Below are 16,767 nucleotides of genomic sequence, written 5' to 3'. Positions count from 1 at the left end.
AATCCAGAGTGCGCGTAGACCGCTCTGGATTGCTTCGCTTCGCTCCGATGACGGAGTGGGGGTTGCTACCTCATTGGGGGCGGGCGATAGCGGCGTTCGATGACCATCCGCGACGCTTCGAACCGCCAGTCGGCACTCAACCGCCTGACCGCCAACGCACCGTTTCTGGCGCGGCTCGCCGAACTCAACCCGGATGACGTTACGCGCTTCCTGACCGATGGTATTTTCGCCGCACTGGCGGGCGTGTCTGCGCCGCCAGAAGACGACGATATCATGCGCGCGCTGCGCCAGTGGCGCGGCCGCATCGCGCTGCTGCTCGCGCTCGGCGACCTGTCGGGCGAGCATGATGTCGCGACCACCACCCGGCTGCTGTCCGATTTTGCCGATCAGGCGTGCGACGCCGCGCTTGCCGCAGCCTTTGCCGAACGTACCCCCGACGAGGAACCGCGCGGGCTGTCGGTGATCGCGCTCGGCAAGCTCGGCAGCCACGAGCTCAACTATTCGTCCGACATCGACCCCATTCTGATCTTCGATCCCGACACGCTGCCGCGCCGCTCGCGCGACGACCCGACCGAGGCGGCGGTGCGAATCGCGCGGCGCATGACCGAAATATTGTCGGCGCGCACCGGTGATGGCCATGTGCTGCGCGTCGACCTGCGCCTGCGCCCGCATCCCGAGGTCACCCCGATTGTCCTGCCGGTCGATGCGGCCATCTCCTATTATGAATCCGAAGCCCTGGCTTGGGAACAGGCGGCGTTTATCCGCAGCCGCGCATCGGCGGGTGACCGCGCGCTCGGCGAACAATTTCTCGCAGCGATCCAGCCGTTCATCTGGCGCCGCAGCCTCGATTTCCGCCAGCTCAAGGAAATCGGCGCGATGAGCGATCGGATCCGCGACCATTTCGCGCAGGGGCAGGCGTTCGGGCCGGGTTATGATCTGAAACGCGGACGCGGCGGCATCCGCGAAATCGAATTTTTCGCGCAGGTCCACCAGCTGATCTATGGCGGGCGCGATCCCTCGCTGCGTGTACCCGCGACGGTCGATGCGCTGGCGGCACTCGCTGCGGCGGGTCGGGTCGAGCCCGAGGTCGCGACGCGTCTGTCGGGCCATTACGCGACGCTGCGCCGGATCGAACATCGCTTGCAGATGGTCGAGGACCAGCAGACGCATTGCCTGCCGACCCAGCCCGCCGCGCTCGACGGTGTTGCGCGGCTCGACGGCAAGGCCGATGGCGCGGCGCTGCTCGCGGTGCTCGAACCCGTCACCGCCGATGTCGGCGCCTGCTACGACCGGCTGGTTGCCGAACGCGCGGTTACCACCGGCTTGCCGCGCGACGATGACAGTCTGGCCGCGGCGCTGCTGGCGGCGGGGTTCGATCCGCCGGATGCCGCTTTGCGCACAATCGCCGAGTGGCGCGGCGGCAAATTGCGCGCGCTGCGCAGCCCCGCGGCGCTCGACGCGCTCGAGACGATGCTACCCGAATTGATCAAGGCATTGGGCGCGGCGCCTGATCCCGACGCGACGCTGACGCGCTTCGACAAGCTCGTCGCGGGGCTACCGAGCGCGATCAACTTCTTCCACCTGCTCGCGGCGCAACCAGCCTTGGCGCGCATCGCGACGCGCGTCCTGGCGCTCGCGCCGACGCTCGCCGACGCGCTCGGGGTGCGGGCGCAGCTGATCGAGGGGTTGATCGACAGCCGTGCCTTCGACGCGCCTGCAGACAAGACGCAGCTGCTGCAGGAATGGGCGCCGGGGCTGGCGACGCTCGAATATGAACGGCTACTCGACCGGGTGCGCGATCTTGTCGGCGAACGGCGCTTTGCCTATGGCGTTCAGCTGGTGGCCGGGGCGACCGATCCGCTAGCGATCGCGCTTGGCTATTCCGAGCTCGCGGAGGCAGCGCTGTGTGTCCTGGCCGATGCCACCGTCGCCGAATTTGTCGCCGCCCACGGCCGCATTTCCGACAGCGAGCTGGTTGTGCTTGCGCTCGGGCGGCTCGGGGGCAGGGCGCTGACCCACGCGTCGGACCTCGACCTCATCTATCTGTTCACCGGCGACCATCTCGCCGAATCTGACGGACCGCGGCCGCTCGGCGCAACGACCTATTACAACCGCCTTGCCCAGCGGGTGACCGCGGCGATGTCGGTACCGACCGCGGCGGGCAAGCTGTACGATGTCGATACGCGGCTGCGGCCGCAAGGCGCGCAGGGACCGCTCGTCGTCACCCTCGACAGCTTTGAACGTTATCAGCGCGAGGAGGCGTGGACGTGGGAGCATATGGCGCTGCTCCGCGCGCGGCCGGTCTACGGATCGGACAACGCGCGCGACGAGGTCGAGCGGATCATCGCCGAACTGCTCGCGACCCCGCGTGATCGGGCAAAGCTCGCCGCCGATGCCGCCGAAATGCGCGACAGGATCGCGGCGCACAAAGCGCCGCAGGGCGTGCTCGACATCAAGGGCGGCCCTGGCGGGCTCGTCGATCTGGAATTTGCGATGCAGGTGACCCAGCTGGCCACCGGCCATTGCCACGACCCCAATATTGCCGCGGCGCTCGCCTGTCTGAAAGCGGCGGGGCTGGCGCCCGACGGCGTGTGCGAAGCGCACGGCCTGCTCGCGCGAATGCTGGTCATGCTGCGGCTGACCGCGCCCGACGGAGAACCCGCGACGGCGGCGGCGCGCCAACTCGTCGCCAGCCAATGCGGCGAACCCCGCTGGCCGCAACTGCTTGCCGCGCATGATGCGGCGCGGCAGGAGATTGCCGACTGGTGGGCGTCGATTCGCTCGCAGCAGGAGAATGAAAAATGAGCGGTCTGAAACTGGGCGATGCCATTCCCGCGGTGAAACTTCTCGACGCCGACGGGGCGACGATCGATCTCGCGGCGATGAAAGGCGCGCCGCTAGTCGTTTATTTCTATCCCAAGGCCGATACGCCGGGCTGCACGGTTGAAGCGCAGGATTTCACGCGCCTCGCCCCGGAATTCGCGCATCTCTATGCGCAAGTGCTCGCGGTATCGCGCGATGCGCCGACAAAGCTGTGCAAGTTCCGCGACAAATATGGCCTGACCGTCCGCCTTGCGTCCGATGAAGACGGCGCCGTGTGCGAGGCCTTCGGCACCTGGGTCGAAAAACAGAATTATGGCCGCAGCTATATGGGGATCGAACGCTCGACCTTCCTGTTCGGTGCCGACGGCAAGCTGGCGAAAGAGTGGCGCAAGGTGCGGGTCAAAGGTCACGCAGAAGCAGTGCTGGAGGCCGCGAAGGCGCTCTAGGATATGGTGCCGTTCCAATCCGTTTGTCCTGAGGAGCCATTGAGCTTGTCGAAATGGCGTTTCCAAGGACGCCGATGCAGTGCTGATGTCCTTCGAGATGGGTCTTCGCCAAGGCTTAGCTCCTCCTCAGGACGAACGGCAATATGACAATGCAGAGCCTGGGCGAAGCCGCGCGCGCGGTCCTGCTGACGCCGGACCCGCACGACAAGCGCCGCGCGGCGCGCAGTCTGGCGCGCGCGTGGCGGCAGGGGCGGCTCGACCATCGCTGCGATACCCCAATGCCCGATCAGCCAGCATGGCCCGCCGCACCCGAACTGCTCGAACCCGGCCGGATGCCGCGGCGCGGCAAGGGCGGCTCCGAACGCGGCCGCATCGCCCTGCTCCACGCGCTCGCCCATATCGAATTTGTCGCGATCGACCTCGCGGTCGATCTGATCGGCCGGTTCGGCGACCAATTCCCGCGTGAATTTGTCGATGACTGGATCGGTGTGGCCGCCGACGAAGCGATGCATTTTGCGCTGCTCGACCGCCGCCTGCGCGCGCTGGGCAGCCATTATGGTGCATTGCCCGCGCATGCCGGATTGTGGGAAGCGGCGCAGATCACCGCAGACGACGTGCTGGCGCGCCTCGCGATCGTGCCAATGGTACTCGAAGCGCGCGGGCTCGACGTCACCCCGCCGACGATCGATCGCTTTCAGGGCGCCGGTGACGAGGCGTCGGCGAAGATTTTATCGCGGATTTTCAACGATGAAATCCGCCATGTGCGCGCGGGCACAGTGTGGTTTGGCTGGATGTGCGACGAACGGGGATTCAACGCCGTTGAAACGTGGCACGCGCTCGTAAAAGCGCGGTTTCGCGGGCCGTTGAAGGCTCCGTTCAACGACTCAGCGCGCCACGACGCCGGTTTAACGCAAGAATACTATGCCGTTATTGCGTCTTAACCATTGGGGCAGCACACAGGCTTCGCGGGGGATGAGCAATCATCCAAACCAACAAACACCGGCGCCAAAGCCTTCTTATGACTTTGGCGACATGGCACACGCGGGGTCGTATTTTGATAAACTCTCTTCTGACGCAGAAGTTGCATCAAGTCGCAATCGTCTGCGCCGCAGCATGTTTCGCAACGGCCACTCCGGCTGTCCACGCGGCTGAAACCAGCGCTGACGCTGGAATTATCGCTCCCGATGAACCCGATGACGACGGCTTCACTGCTGGCGTTCCCTCGGTCGGCGAAGACAGCGAAGCCCGCGCAATTTTCCAGGCATGGAAGCGTCTCGACACCGGCCTGACCGCCTCGATCGGCGTCGCGGTTCCGTCACGCCGCCCGATCGACCAGATGTCGCTGTCGTCCTCCTATGGCATGCGCGTCCACCCCGTCACCGGCAAGGTCGCGCGCCACAACGGCATCGACATTCCCGCGCCGCACGGCACCCCGATTTACGCGACCGCCGACGGCATCGTCGGCCGCGCCCAGCGCCTTGGCGGCTATGGCAATTATGTCGAAGTCGAACATGGCAACGCGATCCAGACGCGCTACGGCCATATGTCGTCTTATGTCGTCGTCTCCGGCCAGTCGGTCAAAAAGGGCGATGTGCTCGGCTATGTCGGTTCGACGGGCCGTTCGACCGGTAACCACCTCCATTACGAAGTCCGCATCGAAGGCGCGCCGGTCAATCCAATGCCGTTCGTGCGGTCGGATCAAATGGCAATCGCCGCGATCACCGGCAAGAATGTCGCGATGGGCGGTCCCGAATAAGAAATAATGACGAGCTTTCCTGGGTCGGAGAGGAGGGGCGTCAGGCGGGGTAACCGTCGCGGCGCCCTTTTCATTTGGTATAAAGCGCCTATCTAGCGTTTATGGCCACGCAGCTTTCCGATATCACCCTGTCGCCCGCCGCCGCGGCGCGCGTCCGCTGGATCGCAGACCGCAAGGGCGAAGCGCAAGCGGCGCTGCGCCTTGCCGTCGATGGCGGTGGCTGTTCGGGCTTCACCTATCGTTTTGGCTTGGCCGAAGGCATTGATGCCGATGACATCGTCACCGAAACCGACGGGGTAAAGCTGGTCGTCGATCCGGTGAGCATCGATCTGGTCCGCGGCTGCATCGTCGATTTTGTCGATTCGCTGGGCGGATCGTCGTTCAAGGTCGAAAACCCCAACGCAGCCTCGGGCTGCGGTTGCGGGTCCAGTTTCTCGATTTAGGCCGACACCCATTTCCGTTCGTGCTGAGCTTGTCGAAGCACCGTCCTTCTTTTACGCAGTAGGAAAGAACAGCCCTTCGACAAGCTCAGGGCGAACGGAAAGAGATATCCGCCTGTGGCCCTGAAAATCGCGACCTTCAATATCAACGGGATCAAGGCCCGCCTGCCGCGCCTGATCGAATGGCTCGAGGAAACCCAGCCCGACGTCGCCTGTTTGCAGGAACTGAAATCGAGCGACGAAACCATGCCGACCACGGAGATCGAGGCGGCGGGTTATGGCTTTCTCTATCATGGCCAAAAGGGCTTCAACGGCGTCGCGATTCTCGCCAAAGGCACCCAGCCGGTCGAGACGCAGCGCGGCCTCGCGGGCGAGGATGAGGACGAGCAGTCGCGCTATCTGGAGGCCGATGTTGACGGGGTCCGCGTCGCTTCGATCTACCTGCCCAACGGCAACCCGCAGCCCGGTCCCAAATTCGATTACAAGCTACGCTGGATGGCGCGGCTGCGCGAGCGCGCGAAATTCCTCCTCGCCTCTGAAATCCCGACGATCCTGACCGGCGATTACAACGTCATCCCGCACGACGACGATGTGTGGGATGCGCGCGTTATGGCGACCGACGCGCTGATGCAGCCCGAATCGCGCGATGGGTGGTTCCGCCTGCTCGGCGACGGCTGGACTGACGCGCTGCGCAGCCGCCGTCCCGGCGGCCAGGTCTGGACCTTTTGGGACTATCAGGCCGGCGGCTGGCAACGCGACCATGGCTTTCGCATCGACCACCTGCTGCTCAGCCCGGCGCTCGCCGACCGGTTGGTCGACGCCGGGGTCGACAAGGACCATCGCGGGCGAGAAAAGGCCAGCGACCATGCCCCGACCTGGGCGGTGCTCGCTTAATCGTCGGGATACAGCGTCGTCATCACCCGTTTCGGGTCGAGCGCATAATGATGCGCGACCGCCGCGGCGATCACGCTTTCCAATGACCGCGTCGGCCTGAGGTCGCGGCCATCGAGCCGTCCGGCCGGGGTCAGCCCGGGCCAGTCTGCCGACACCTTGCCGCCGAGCGCCAAATTCCCGCCCAGCAGCATCGCGGTCGATGCGGTGCCATGGTCGGTGCCGCCGGTGCCGTTGACTTCGACGGTGCGGCCGAATTCGGTGGCGACGATCACCAGCGTGTCGTTCCACGCTGGGCCGAGCCCAGACTGGAGCGCGCCGATCAGCTGGTCGAGCCCGCGCAGCTGCGCGTTCAGCCGTCCGCGCTGGCCGCTGTGGGTATCCCAGCCGCCGGTTTCGACCATCATCACCCGAGCTCCGTCGGCGGGCAGCATTAGCGACGCGGCGAGCTTGCCGAGATCGGCGCCGTTGCGGCCATTGTTGCCGCCGATGTCGCCCGCCAATTCCTGCGTCCTGACCGCGCTGTCCCATAGCGGGTGCAGCAGCGGGTCTTCGGCATACAGCACCGATAGCCGAGCGATCAGGTCGCCGTCGGCCTGCGGCAGGCGGCTGGCTGCATAGGTGCCGACCTGTACCGGCCCGCGCAGCGCCAGCGGCACCGCGGGGGCGATGGCGATCGCGTCGCGCTCGGCAGTGGGAAGCAAGGTCAGCAGCCGCCCCACCCAACCGTCGCTGCGGCCATAGGGTCGCGATCCGCCGCCCTCGAGCATATTCTGCCCGTCGAAATGCGACCGGTCGCGATAGGCTGTGGCGACGGCCTGGGCGAAATGCGCCTGCTGGCACGAATACAGCCCCGCGGTCGTCGCAAGTGCCGGGTGCAGCGTGAACATTGTGTCGAGCTTCGCCCCGCGTGCGGTCTCGTCGGCCAGCGTGCGGCGCGCGGCGGCGAACGCCGGGTCACCCGTCGGCGCCACCGTTGCGAGCCCGTCGGCGGCGCCGCGCTGGATGATGAAGACGAGCCGCCTGGGCGTGGCCGCCGCGGCATAGACAAAGCCGGGGAGGGTGCCCGCGGCGGCGAAGGTAATCCCGGACAGGATGATCGAACGGCGCGAAAGGATCATCGTCTATCTCCGCAAAAACGTGGGACTGGCGAACAGCATCGCGATGCCCTGGCCGGGACTGTCGGCGCGCGCGATTGCCTGGCCGGTTTCGGGGCTCAGCGCGTCGGCCAGCACCAGTGGCGCAAGCTGGCGCGCATCGACGCGATCGCCGATCCGCCCCGCGATCCGGCTGGCGAGTTCGACGCGCTGCATCAATCCCGCCGATCCGGCCCAGGTCGCAACCTTGTCATCATATCCGGCCGGTGATCCGGGGCGCCAGATCGGCTGGCCCAGCTGGGTGAACATCGCCGCAACATTTTGTTTTTCGCCGAGCGCCGAGATTTTCAGCGCGCGCAGCATCGACACCGTCCAGTCCCACGGCGACTTGAACATCGTCGGGGCAGCGACCCACGGTTCGGGTGAGGCGATCAGGGCGCGATAGAGCGACGCCAGGTCGCCGCCGGTCTTGAGGAAATCAGCAGCGAGCCGATCAACCAGCGCTCCGGGCGGGTCGTCGGCAGTGAAATGGCGCGCCAGCTTGGTCGCGATATGCCGCGCAGTCGCGGGATGGACGGCCAGGTCGCGCAGGATCGCCTCGGCCTGCGCCGCCCCGGCGGCGTCATAGCGTCGGCCCAGCAAGGTTTGCGCGCCGGGTTCGTGCAGCGGCGCGATAAACACCGTGGCGCCCGGTTCGGCATCGGCTGGCATCAGCCGCTGGCCCGCGCCGCGCCCGAGCCCGGCGACGGTCAGACCGGTGAGCGCCTTGGCAAAGGCGGTCACATCGGCCTGAGTATAGCCCGTCCGCACCCCTAGCGTGTGCAGCTCCAAGATCTCGCGCGCCAAATTCTCGTTGAGACCCGGTGACCGACGGCTGCCGCGGTTGCGCACCCGCGTCGCGAAGGGACTTTCCGGGCCGAAGCTCTGCGCCTGATCGAGATACAGCAGCATCGCGGGATGTTTCACCGCCGCGATCAGCAGGTCGGAAAACTTGCCCATGATGTGCGGTCGGATCGCTTCATTCTCATAATTGCCGACGAAGCCGATCACCGTCTGCTTGTCGGCTGACACCGCGAAATGATTGGCCCAGAAATGGACGAGGCGTTCGGGGAAAGGGGTCGGAGTCGCAATCGCTGCGGTCAGGCGCGCCGCGGTGGCCTCAACATAATGGCGGTGAATCGCCGACCGCGATAGCCGCCGCAGTTCAGGGTCCATGCCCTTTTCTTCCTCGCTCATCGGGGTTTCGGCCGCCGTGCGGCGCATTGCCTGCCGATCTTCGCGATATTCGACATAGGCAGTGGCGATCGTGGCGCGCCCGGCAAGCCCCGCTGTGGCGGCGGGGGCGGGATCATAGTCGGCGAGGTGGCGGCTCAGCCACGTTTTGGGATTGCCGATCGCCGGATCGTCAAAGCGGCGACCGAGGCCAAAGCGGTTAGCGGCAAGATATTGGACTGCCATGACAAAGCCTTTCATGCCCCAAACACACGATGGCCCGCGGTTGTCGCAAAGCTGTCCCAGCCGTCAGAGCATTTTGTCGTAAATTTGATACACCCGGTTGACCTTGGCATCGATCGCCTCGGCGACCGCCTTCATCCCCTGATTGTCGTCGAGCACCCAGCCGATGTCGCCGCGCTCGGTGCCATAATCGCGCACTGCGTCGCGGCGGATCAGTTCGATCATCATGAAGGCGAGGGTGCTCGCCATGCGGCTGTTTTGCAGCTTTTTGGCGACCCCCATTAGCGGCACGCGCAGGGCGCGGCTCTTCGGCTTGCGCAGCCACCACAGCAGGCGCGCCCAGTTGAAGGGGAGCAGCGACCCGTCCATGTCGATCAGCAATTCGTTGATATTTGGCAGGACGATGATGAACGCCACCGCCTCGCCGTCGAGTTCTGCAACGCGGACTAGGTCCTCGAACACGATCGTTTTCAGCTTTTTGCCGACAAAGGCGATCTCGCTGTCGGTCAGCGGTACGAACCCCCAATTGTCCGACCAGGCGTCGTTGAGCAGCCCCATGATCAGCGCGGCTTCGGCGTCGAAATTCTTCTTGTCGACCTTGCGCACCTGGATGCGCGAATTTTTCTCGCCCGCGGCGACGATGCGGTTCACCAGCGGCGAAAAGCCTTCTTTGACGTACACATCATAGTTGATTAGCTGCTTGATCGGGCGATAGCCGGTGCCTTCGACCCACCCGCGATAGAGCGGGCTGTTGTGTCCCATCATCACCGTCGGACGGTTGTCGAAACCTTCGATCAGCAGCCCGGGCTCGTCCCACACCGAAATCGACAGCGGGCCGAGCGATCGGTGCATGCCCTGACGGCGCAGCCAATCTTCGGCGGCGACGAGCAGCGCGCGGGTGGTTTCTTCATCCTCCGCCTCGAGCAGCCCCCAGTTGCCCGTGCCGGGGCCCATCCCCTGTTCGGCCGGCTGGGCGAGTGCCAGTTCATCGATATGCGCCGAGATGCGGCCCACGGTGCGGCCCTTGCGGCGGGCTAGGAACAGCTGCGCCTTGCCATGTTCGAACCACGGATTCTTGCCTGGGGTCAGTAGGCTATAGACCTCCCCCTTCAGCGGCGGCACCCACGCCGGGTCTCCGCGGTTGAGCCGAAACGCCAGCTCGACGAACTCGCGCGTGTCGTTCTTGTCCTTCACCGGGTGGATGGTGATCGGGCCGTCCGAATGTCCGCTCATACTGGTTTCCTGAAACGCCAACCTTATATGTCTGGCGACGCATTAGGGCATCGCTAAGCCGCTGGCGACCCGCATTTGGCCATTATGCTGCCATGAAACCATGATGAAGAGTGCAGGTTATGACGACGATCAATGCCCCCGCTGACCGGGTCGCGACACCTTTCGCGCCGTCGGCAACGAAGATCCCAAAGTCGGCAATCGCCGATGACATGGCGATGATCCGCGCAGCGTCGGAGCTGACGCGCGACCTCGTCACGCCGTCGCCGCGTATCTATTGGACCGACTTTCTGGCGTCGGCGTTCATCGGTTACGCGGGTGTCGCGGGCGCGATTTTCGCGCCGACGACCGCGTGGGCGCTTGCCGCCGCTTTGGTCGCGATCCTCGCGCTTTATCGCGCGGGCAGCTTCATCCACGAGCTCACCCACATCCGCAAAAATGCGCTGCCGGGCTTTCGTTTTGGCTGGAATTTGCTCGTCGGCGTGCCGCTGCTGATCCCGTCGTATATGTATGAGGGCATCCACAGCCTGCACCACAACCGCACCAAATATGGCACGGTCGAGGATCCCGAATATCTGCCGCTTGCGCTGATGAAGCCGTGGACGGTGCCGCTGTTTGTCGTCGCCGCGGCCTTTGCGCCGCTCGCGCTGCTATTCCGCTATGCGGTGCTGACCCCGTTGTCGTTCCTGATCCCGCCGCTGCGCCGCATCGTTGTCGCGCGCTATTCGGGGATGATCATCAACCCGCTGTTCCGCCGCAAGGCGCCCGACGGCGAGTTTCGTCGGATGTGGGCGTGGCAGGAAGGCGGCGCGTGGGCATGGTCTAGCCTGCTGATCGCCGCGGGCGTGTTCGGCTGGGTGCCGCTGCGCGCGCTGCTGATCTTTGGCGCGATTGCCGCGGCGACGCTGGTGCTCAACCAGATCCGTACTTTGGTGGCGCATCTGTGGGAAAATGACGGCGAGGTGCTGACCGTGACCGGCCAGTTCCTCGACAGCGTCAACGTCCCGCCGCCGGGGGTGCTGCCTGAGCTGTGGGCGCCGGTCGGGCTGCGCTATCACGCGCTGCACCATCTGCTGCCGGGTGTACCCTATCATGCGCTGGCCGAAGCACATCGCCGCCTGAAGGACGTGCTGCCGACCGATTCGCAATATCATGGCGCGAATTACGACAGCCTGCCGAAGCTGGTTGCAAATTTGGTGGCAGGGTCAGCGCGGGGCGCTGCGGTCTGACTGAATCGGCGAACATGGATAGGCTTCAGGGTGAAAATTCTGAGCGCAGCGGCGGCTTTCATCGTCCTGCTAGCTTGCTCTGCCCCACGGGTGGCTCCGGAAGACTATTGTGACCAAGCGTGGCGAAAAATAACCAAAGCCGAAAGGATAACCAAAGCCCTTGAGTCTTTGGCCAAAGACAGTGAGCGGCTTGTCAAAAATTGGGCCTTTGATGGCGGTATTCATTTCCTGAATTGGCATCAAAATTACAGCGACCGTTATCTCAATTCGTCGGACATGGACGTCGCTTATGCATATTATGCCGCCTTTCCGGGCTGCTGCGACGTGACGCTCCCGGCCTATCTCGATCCCAAAATTGTTTCGAGCAACGAGTCGGAAGATCGGATTTATGAAAGTCTGAAACCGAACCCCGGCTACTGGGTTGTCGATGTTCGAGTTTGGCGGAAACTGACTCGCCCAGAGAATCCGAGACCGACAGAAAGCCTCACAAGGGGATTTCTGACTGTAACGATAAGGTAAATGAAGGCGGAATCCCCGTTTCCCGCGCAGACTGAGCCTATTCCTCGGTCCTAATCAAAATCGTCTCACCAATCAGTGCAAACAGGATGAACGGGCCCCACGCGGCGAGAAACGGCGAGTAGGCGCCCAGATCGCCCATCGCGAGCGCAAAATTGTCGGCCACGAAGTAGGCAAAGCCCAGCGCCATGCCGAAAATCGCACGGATGAACAGCTTGCCCGATCGCGCGAGCCCGAACGCCGCGACCGCACCGAGAAGCGGCATCAATATCGCCGACAGCGGTCCCGAAATCTTGTGCCACAGAACACCTTTCAGCGCGTTGACCGGTCGTCCTGCGGCCTCGAGATCGGCGATCGCCGCGCGGAGCTGGAGGAAAGGCAATTCGTCGCCATCAACCTGCGCCAGCGTGAACTGGTCTGGGCGCACGTTCTTGGCGGCGATGATCGTCCCGAGCGGCTCGACCGTGCCCGACCGGCGCAGGAAGCGCGTCGCGCCCGACATTTCCCAGCCACCCGCGACCGAGCGCGCGCTGTCGGCTTTGAGCATTGACGACAGCACCCCGCCGGTCCGCTCGTAAATGGTGACGCCGCGCAGGATGATCGACGGCCCGCCGGTCTCGACCGTCTCGGCGTTGATCAGATCGTCGCCGTCGCGCACCCAGATGTTGCTGCGCACCCCATTGTCGGCGGGCACGCGTTTATATTCGACCTTTTGCCAGGCGCTGAGCGTGGCGGTCGAGCGGGTGACGATACGTTCGTTAAAGGCAAAGCTGATTCCCGCGACCAGCAGCGCGGCGAGGAACAACGGCGCCAGCACCTGATGCGCCGACATCCCCGACGCCTTCATCGCGACGACTTCGCTGTTCTGGTTCAGCGTGATCAGCGTTAGTATCGTCCCAAGCAGTACCGAAAAGGGCAGGAACGTCTCGATTATCTGCGGCAACCGCATCCCGACATAGCGCCAGACATCCGAATCACTGTTCCCTGCAACCGCCAGGATCTTGCCGCTCTCACCCAGCAGGTCGAGCGTTTGCAGGATCAGCACCAGCGCGAACAGGATCGAGAAGGAGCGGATCAGGAACAGGCGCCCAACATAGAACGCCATCGTGCGCGACGGAAAAAAGTGGAGCTGGTGCATTTAGGTCAAACTCTCCACCGCCCGGGGCTTGCGCTGGAACAGCGTCAGCAGGCCGCGGATCTTTTGCGCTGCCTTCGCTGCTACGCGTTCGAGCGCACCGATCGGCTGGCCGCCGGGCACATGCGCGACGACATGATACATCCAGATCGCCAGCGCCGCAAACAGCAGGAACGGCACCCATAGCGCGATCACCGGATCGATCACCCCGCGCGCGCCCATATCCTCGGCATATTGGTTGATCTTGTGCTGGGTCACCAGCAGCACGATCGACAGGAAGACGCCGAGCGACGAGGTCGATCGCTTGGGCGGGATCGCCAGCGCGATGGCGATCAGCGGGATCAGGAACATCGACAGCACTTCGACGATGCGGAAATGGAAATTGGCGCGCGATTCGAGCCGCGTCTGCTCGGACTGGCTTTGATCCTTGCCCGCGACGAACAGCTCCGGGATCGTCATTTCGCGGTCGGCCCCGCCGCGCAAGCGGAACGCCTCGATCTTGGGCAGCGGGATCGGCAGGTCGTGATTGTCGAAGGTCAGCACGCGCGGAGCCGAAAATTTCGGCGATTCGTGGATCAGCACCCCTTGCGTCAAACGCAGGATGATCGTGTTTGGATCGTCGGTGGCGAGGAACTGGCCGCGCGCCGCGGTCGCTGACACGCGCTGCCCGTCATTGTTGTCGCCGCGCACGAAAATGCCGCGCAGCGACTTTCCGTCATCATAGCTTTCCTCGATCCGCAGCGTCATGCGGTCGCCGAGCTTGGTGAACTCGCCGACCTTGATCGATGCCCCCAGCGCGCCCGAGCGCAGCTCGAATTGCAGGCCTTCATAGGCGTAGCGCGCAACCGGTTGAATGAAGCCGACGATCGCCAGATTGAGCGCCGCGAGCGCGATCGCAAAGGCAAAGGGTATGCGCATCAGGCGCCCAAAGCTCATCCCGACGCCCTTTAACACGTCAAGCTCGCTCGTCGTCGCAAGCTTACGAAAGGCCAGCAAAATCCCCAGCATCAACCCGATCGGGATACCCAGCGAGAGATATTCGGGGATCAGATTGGCGAGCATCCGCCATACGATGCTGACCGGGCCGCCCTCGGTGGCGACGAAATCGAACAGGCGCAGCATCTTTTCCAGCACCAGCAGCATCGCCGACAGCACCAGCGTACCCACCATGGGAAAGAAAATGAGACGCGCGATGTAGCGGTCGATGGCAGGCAGCTTATTCAATCTTTCGTCGCCCCATCACCATGATTTGGCCGCAAATGGTTCCGATATGCCGATCAAGGGCGACAGGGACCCGTGCCAGCATGTGCTTTTGCGTTTGCTGGCGTGGCTATAACCTCTGGAGGTATTGAGGTCATGTCGAAAATTTTTCTCGCCGGGCTGCTCGCCGCGGGCGCTGCCGGAGCGCTGATTGCGCCCGTCGCGGCGCAGGGTGCGGCACTGGGTCCGGCGGCCGCGCTGTGCAACAGCAACGCCACCGCGGTGCAGGTCGATGTGCGCGGTTTCAAGGCGCGCACCGGAACGCTGCGCGTGCAGATTTACAGCGCGAACAGCAACTATCTCGAAAAGCGTAAATGGATCGAGCGCGTTGATGTTCCCGTGTCGCGAGGTGGCACCATGTCGGTCTGCGTGCCGGTGAAGCAGCAGGGCAGCTATGTCGTGTCGGTTCGCCACGACTTGAATGGCAACGGCAAATCGGACCGCAGCGATGGTGCGGGCCTGTCGGGCAATCCTGACATGAAGGTCACCGACTTCATCTTCAAGCGGAAGCCCAAATTGGCGACGGTCAGCTTTGCTGTCGGCGATGCCACCCGGCGCGTGCCGGTGGTGCTGAATTACGTCAACGGCCTGTCGTTCGACCCGGTAGAATAGGGAATATATGGCCAGCGTCGCGCTTCTTTCCAATCCGCGTTCGACAGGCAACCGTGCCCTGTTGCCCCGGGTTCGCGAATATTGCGCGGCACATCCAGATATTTTCCACTATGAAGTCGAAAATGTCGACCAGATCGGCGAAGCGATCCGCACCATCGCGATGGTCAGCCCGCGCATCGTCGTTGTCAACGGCGGCGATGGCACGGTGCAAGCGGCGCTGACCGAGCTCTATTCGGGCGGCCATTTCGGCGGTTCACCGCCGCCAGTCGCGGTGCTGCCCAACGGCAAGACCAATTTGATCGCGCTCGACCTGGGCGCCGTGGGCGATCCGATCAAGGCGTTGCAGCGGGTGATCGAACTGGTCGAATCGGGGCGCCTTGAAGACCATGTGATCCAGCGCCAGCTGATCTCGCTCGACCGTGGCGGCGAAGCGCGCCCGGTGCTCGGGATGTTCCTCGGCGGTGCCTATCTTGCCGATGTCATGCTTTATTGCCGCAACCGCATCTATCCGCTTGGCCTGCCCAATGGCGTCTCGCATTTCCTCGCGGCGATTCTGGGCTTGTTCGCGTTGCTGTTTGGCCTCGGCGGCGGGCGCCTGCCGCCCAAGCCCGAGGCGATGACCGTGTCGTTGATCCGGCAGGGCGAGTTCAAAGGCAAATTCTCGCTGCTGATCGTCACCACGCTGGAAAAACTGCTGCTCAGCATCCGCACCAACGATACCGCCGGGCAGGGCGGGCAAATGAAATTGCTCGCGGTCGAGCGCGGTCTGGGCGCGCTGTTCCGCATGCTCGGCGCGACCTGGCGCGGAACGTTGGGGCAGAACCAGCTCAATGGTGTGCATTTTCAGCAGGGTGACGAAATCCGTATCGAGGGCGAACGTTCGAACGTCATCCTCGACGGCGAAATTTTTCAGGCGAAGCACGGCATGCCGATCATCCTGACCTCGACCCAGCCTGTCCCGTTCCTGCGCCTCGCCGCCTGAGCGTTCGCGCATGTCCAGCCTGATCGATCTGGTCCGCGCCGAATTGTCGACCCCGGTCGATCCGCGCGTCACCGCAATGGCGCAGGCGATCGCCGCCGAATATCCGGGCAGCGCCCGCGCGCTGCTGTTTTACGGCAGCTGTCTGCGCGAGAGTGATCTCGACGGGCTGATGCTCGATTTCTATCTGATCGTGTCGGACTATACCGATGCCTATCCCAAGCGCTGGATGGCGGCGGCCAACCGGCTGATCCCCCCCAATGTCTTTCCGTTCCAGCATGACGGGTTGATCGCCAAATACGCGGTGCTCAGCGAGGCCGATTTTCACCGGCTGAACGGTGCCGAGACGCGCAATGTGTCGGTTTGGGCGCGCTTTGCGCAGCCGTCGCGGCTGGTGTGGGCGGTCGACGAGACCGCGCGGGAGCGCGCCATGGCGGCGGTGGCGCGCGCCGCGCCGACCTTGCTGGCGGCGGCGGGCGCGATCGACGGCGAGGCACCGCTCGACTGGTGGCGGCGCGCCTTTGCGCTCACTTATTCGGTCGAGCTGCGCACTGAACGGACGGGCCGCGCGCAGTCGGTGGTCGATGCCGACGCCGGTCGCTACGACCGCTTCAGCCTTCCGGCGATCGCGGCAATTCCGACCGGCACGCGCGGCGGCGCGTGGGGTCGGCGGCGGATCGAAGGCAAGGCGCTCAGCATCGCACGGCTCGCCAAGGCCAGCCTGACCTATGCGGGCGGGATCGATTATCTGGCGTGGAAGATCAATCGCCATGCGGGGACCAAGATCGAGATCAAACCGTGGCAGCGCCGCTGGCCTCTGGTCGCCGCACTGACGCTGGTACCGCGCCTGATCAAGGGCGGGGCGATCCGGTAACGGCTCGTTGCCGGGACGACCGAT

The 16,767-nt window shown here is 64.3% G+C and carries 16 protein-coding genes; 11 read left to right on the top strand and 5 right to left on the bottom strand.

Features of this window, described 5'->3' with window-relative positions; genetic code table 11:
* Positions 1–99: 99 nt before the first annotated feature.
* From CDQ92_RS05880 to xth, 6 genes are all read left to right on the top strand, one after another.
* Positions 100–2,805, top strand: a complete 2,706-nt coding sequence (locus CDQ92_RS05880) for a bifunctional [glutamine synthetase] adenylyltransferase/[glutamine synthetase]-adenylyl-L-tyrosine phosphorylase (protein ID WP_088440368.1) — start codon at positions 100–102, stop codon at positions 2,803–2,805.
* On the top strand, positions 2,802–3,269 hold the full coding sequence (locus CDQ92_RS05875) for a peroxiredoxin (RefSeq protein ID WP_088440367.1): 468 nt from the start codon (positions 2,802–2,804) through the stop codon (positions 3,267–3,269). The genes CDQ92_RS05880 and CDQ92_RS05875 overlap by 4 nt, the downstream gene beginning before the upstream one ends.
* A 149-nt stretch (positions 3,270–3,418) precedes the next feature.
* On the top strand, positions 3,419–4,210 hold the full coding sequence (locus tag CDQ92_RS05870; RefSeq protein WP_373289622.1) for a ferritin-like domain-containing protein: 792 nt from the start codon (positions 3,419–3,421) through the stop codon (positions 4,208–4,210).
* A gap of 140 nt (positions 4,211–4,350) precedes the next feature.
* Positions 4,351–5,025, top strand: coding sequence for a M23 family metallopeptidase (locus tag CDQ92_RS05865; protein WP_229667266.1), 675 nt, complete (start codon positions 4,351–4,353; stop codon positions 5,023–5,025).
* 101 nt (positions 5,026–5,126) lie between these two features.
* A complete protein-coding gene (erpA, locus tag CDQ92_RS05860) occupies positions 5,127–5,468 on the top strand; it encodes an iron-sulfur cluster insertion protein ErpA (protein ID WP_088440364.1) in 342 nt (113 codons plus the stop codon).
* Positions 5,469–5,588: 120 nt separating this feature from the next.
* On the top strand, positions 5,589–6,359 hold the full coding sequence (gene xth, locus CDQ92_RS05855) for an exodeoxyribonuclease III (protein WP_088440612.1): 771 nt from the start codon (positions 5,589–5,591) through the stop codon (positions 6,357–6,359).
* Here xth and CDQ92_RS05850 read toward each other — a convergent pair.
* Genes CDQ92_RS05850 through CDQ92_RS05840 form a run of 3 tightly spaced genes read right to left on the bottom strand, consistent with a single transcriptional unit; the run spans position 6,356 to position 10,141 of the window.
* Complete coding sequence (locus CDQ92_RS05850) at positions 6,356–7,477, bottom strand: DUF1501 domain-containing protein (RefSeq protein ID WP_169714533.1); 1,122 nt, start codon at positions 7,475–7,477, stop codon at positions 6,356–6,358. The two genes, xth and CDQ92_RS05850, sit on opposite strands and share 4 nt — an antisense overlap.
* Positions 7,478–7,480: 3 nt before the next feature.
* Entirely contained in the window at positions 7,481–8,926 is a 1,446-nt protein-coding gene (locus CDQ92_RS05845; RefSeq protein ID WP_229667267.1) for a DUF1800 domain-containing protein, read from the bottom strand.
* A gap of 48 nt (positions 8,927–8,974) precedes the next feature.
* A complete protein-coding gene (locus CDQ92_RS05840; RefSeq protein ID WP_088440363.1) occupies positions 8,975–10,141 on the bottom strand; it encodes an N-acetyltransferase in 1,167 nt (388 codons plus the stop codon).
* A 119-nt stretch (positions 10,142–10,260) separates the two neighbouring features.
* Here CDQ92_RS05840 and CDQ92_RS05835 point away from each other — a divergent pair, with 119 nt between their 5' ends.
* Both CDQ92_RS05835 and CDQ92_RS05830 read left to right on the top strand, forming a co-directional pair.
* Positions 10,261–11,367, top strand: a complete 1,107-nt coding sequence (locus tag CDQ92_RS05835) for a fatty acid desaturase family protein (protein ID WP_088440362.1) — start codon at positions 10,261–10,263, stop codon at positions 11,365–11,367.
* Positions 11,368–11,397: 30 nt separating this feature from the next.
* Positions 11,398–11,886, top strand: coding sequence for a hypothetical protein (locus CDQ92_RS05830; RefSeq protein ID WP_144035686.1), 489 nt, complete (start codon positions 11,398–11,400; stop codon positions 11,884–11,886).
* A 37-nt stretch (positions 11,887–11,923) separates the two neighbouring features.
* On the opposite strand, the gene lptG is transcribed toward CDQ92_RS05830, so the two are convergent.
* On the bottom strand, positions 11,924–13,021 hold the full coding sequence (lptG, locus tag CDQ92_RS05825) for an LPS export ABC transporter permease LptG (RefSeq protein ID WP_088440360.1): 1,098 nt from the start codon (positions 13,019–13,021) through the stop codon (positions 11,924–11,926).
* Positions 13,022–14,242: an LPS export ABC transporter permease LptF gene (gene lptF / locus CDQ92_RS05820; protein ID WP_088440359.1), complete on the bottom strand. Its 1,221-nt coding sequence runs from the start codon at positions 14,240–14,242 to the stop codon at positions 13,022–13,024.
* 132 nt (positions 14,243–14,374) lie between these two features.
* Here lptF and CDQ92_RS05815 point away from each other — a divergent pair, with 132 nt between their 5' ends.
* Genes CDQ92_RS05815 through CDQ92_RS05805 form a run of 3 tightly spaced genes read left to right on the top strand, consistent with a single transcriptional unit; the run spans position 14,375 to position 16,743 of the window.
* Complete coding sequence (locus tag CDQ92_RS05815; RefSeq protein ID WP_088440358.1) at positions 14,375–14,890, top strand: DUF2141 domain-containing protein; 516 nt, start codon at positions 14,375–14,377, stop codon at positions 14,888–14,890.
* 7 nt (positions 14,891–14,897) lie between these two features.
* Entirely contained in the window at positions 14,898–15,872 is a 975-nt protein-coding gene (locus CDQ92_RS05810; protein WP_088440357.1) for a diacylglycerol/lipid kinase family protein, read from the top strand.
* 10 nt (positions 15,873–15,882) lie between these two features.
* Positions 15,883–16,743, top strand: coding sequence for a hypothetical protein (locus CDQ92_RS05805; RefSeq protein WP_088440356.1), 861 nt, complete (start codon positions 15,883–15,885; stop codon positions 16,741–16,743).
* Positions 16,744–16,767: the final 24 nt, after the last annotated feature.

It is taken from the genome of Sphingopyxis bauzanensis (assembly GCF_002205675.1).
In the GTDB taxonomy this organism is placed as follows: Bacteria; Pseudomonadota; Alphaproteobacteria; order Sphingomonadales; family Sphingomonadaceae; genus Sphingopyxis; species Sphingopyxis bauzanensis.
Note: the sequence above shows the minus strand (reverse complement) of the source record. Positions and strands in the feature narration are given on the sequence as shown.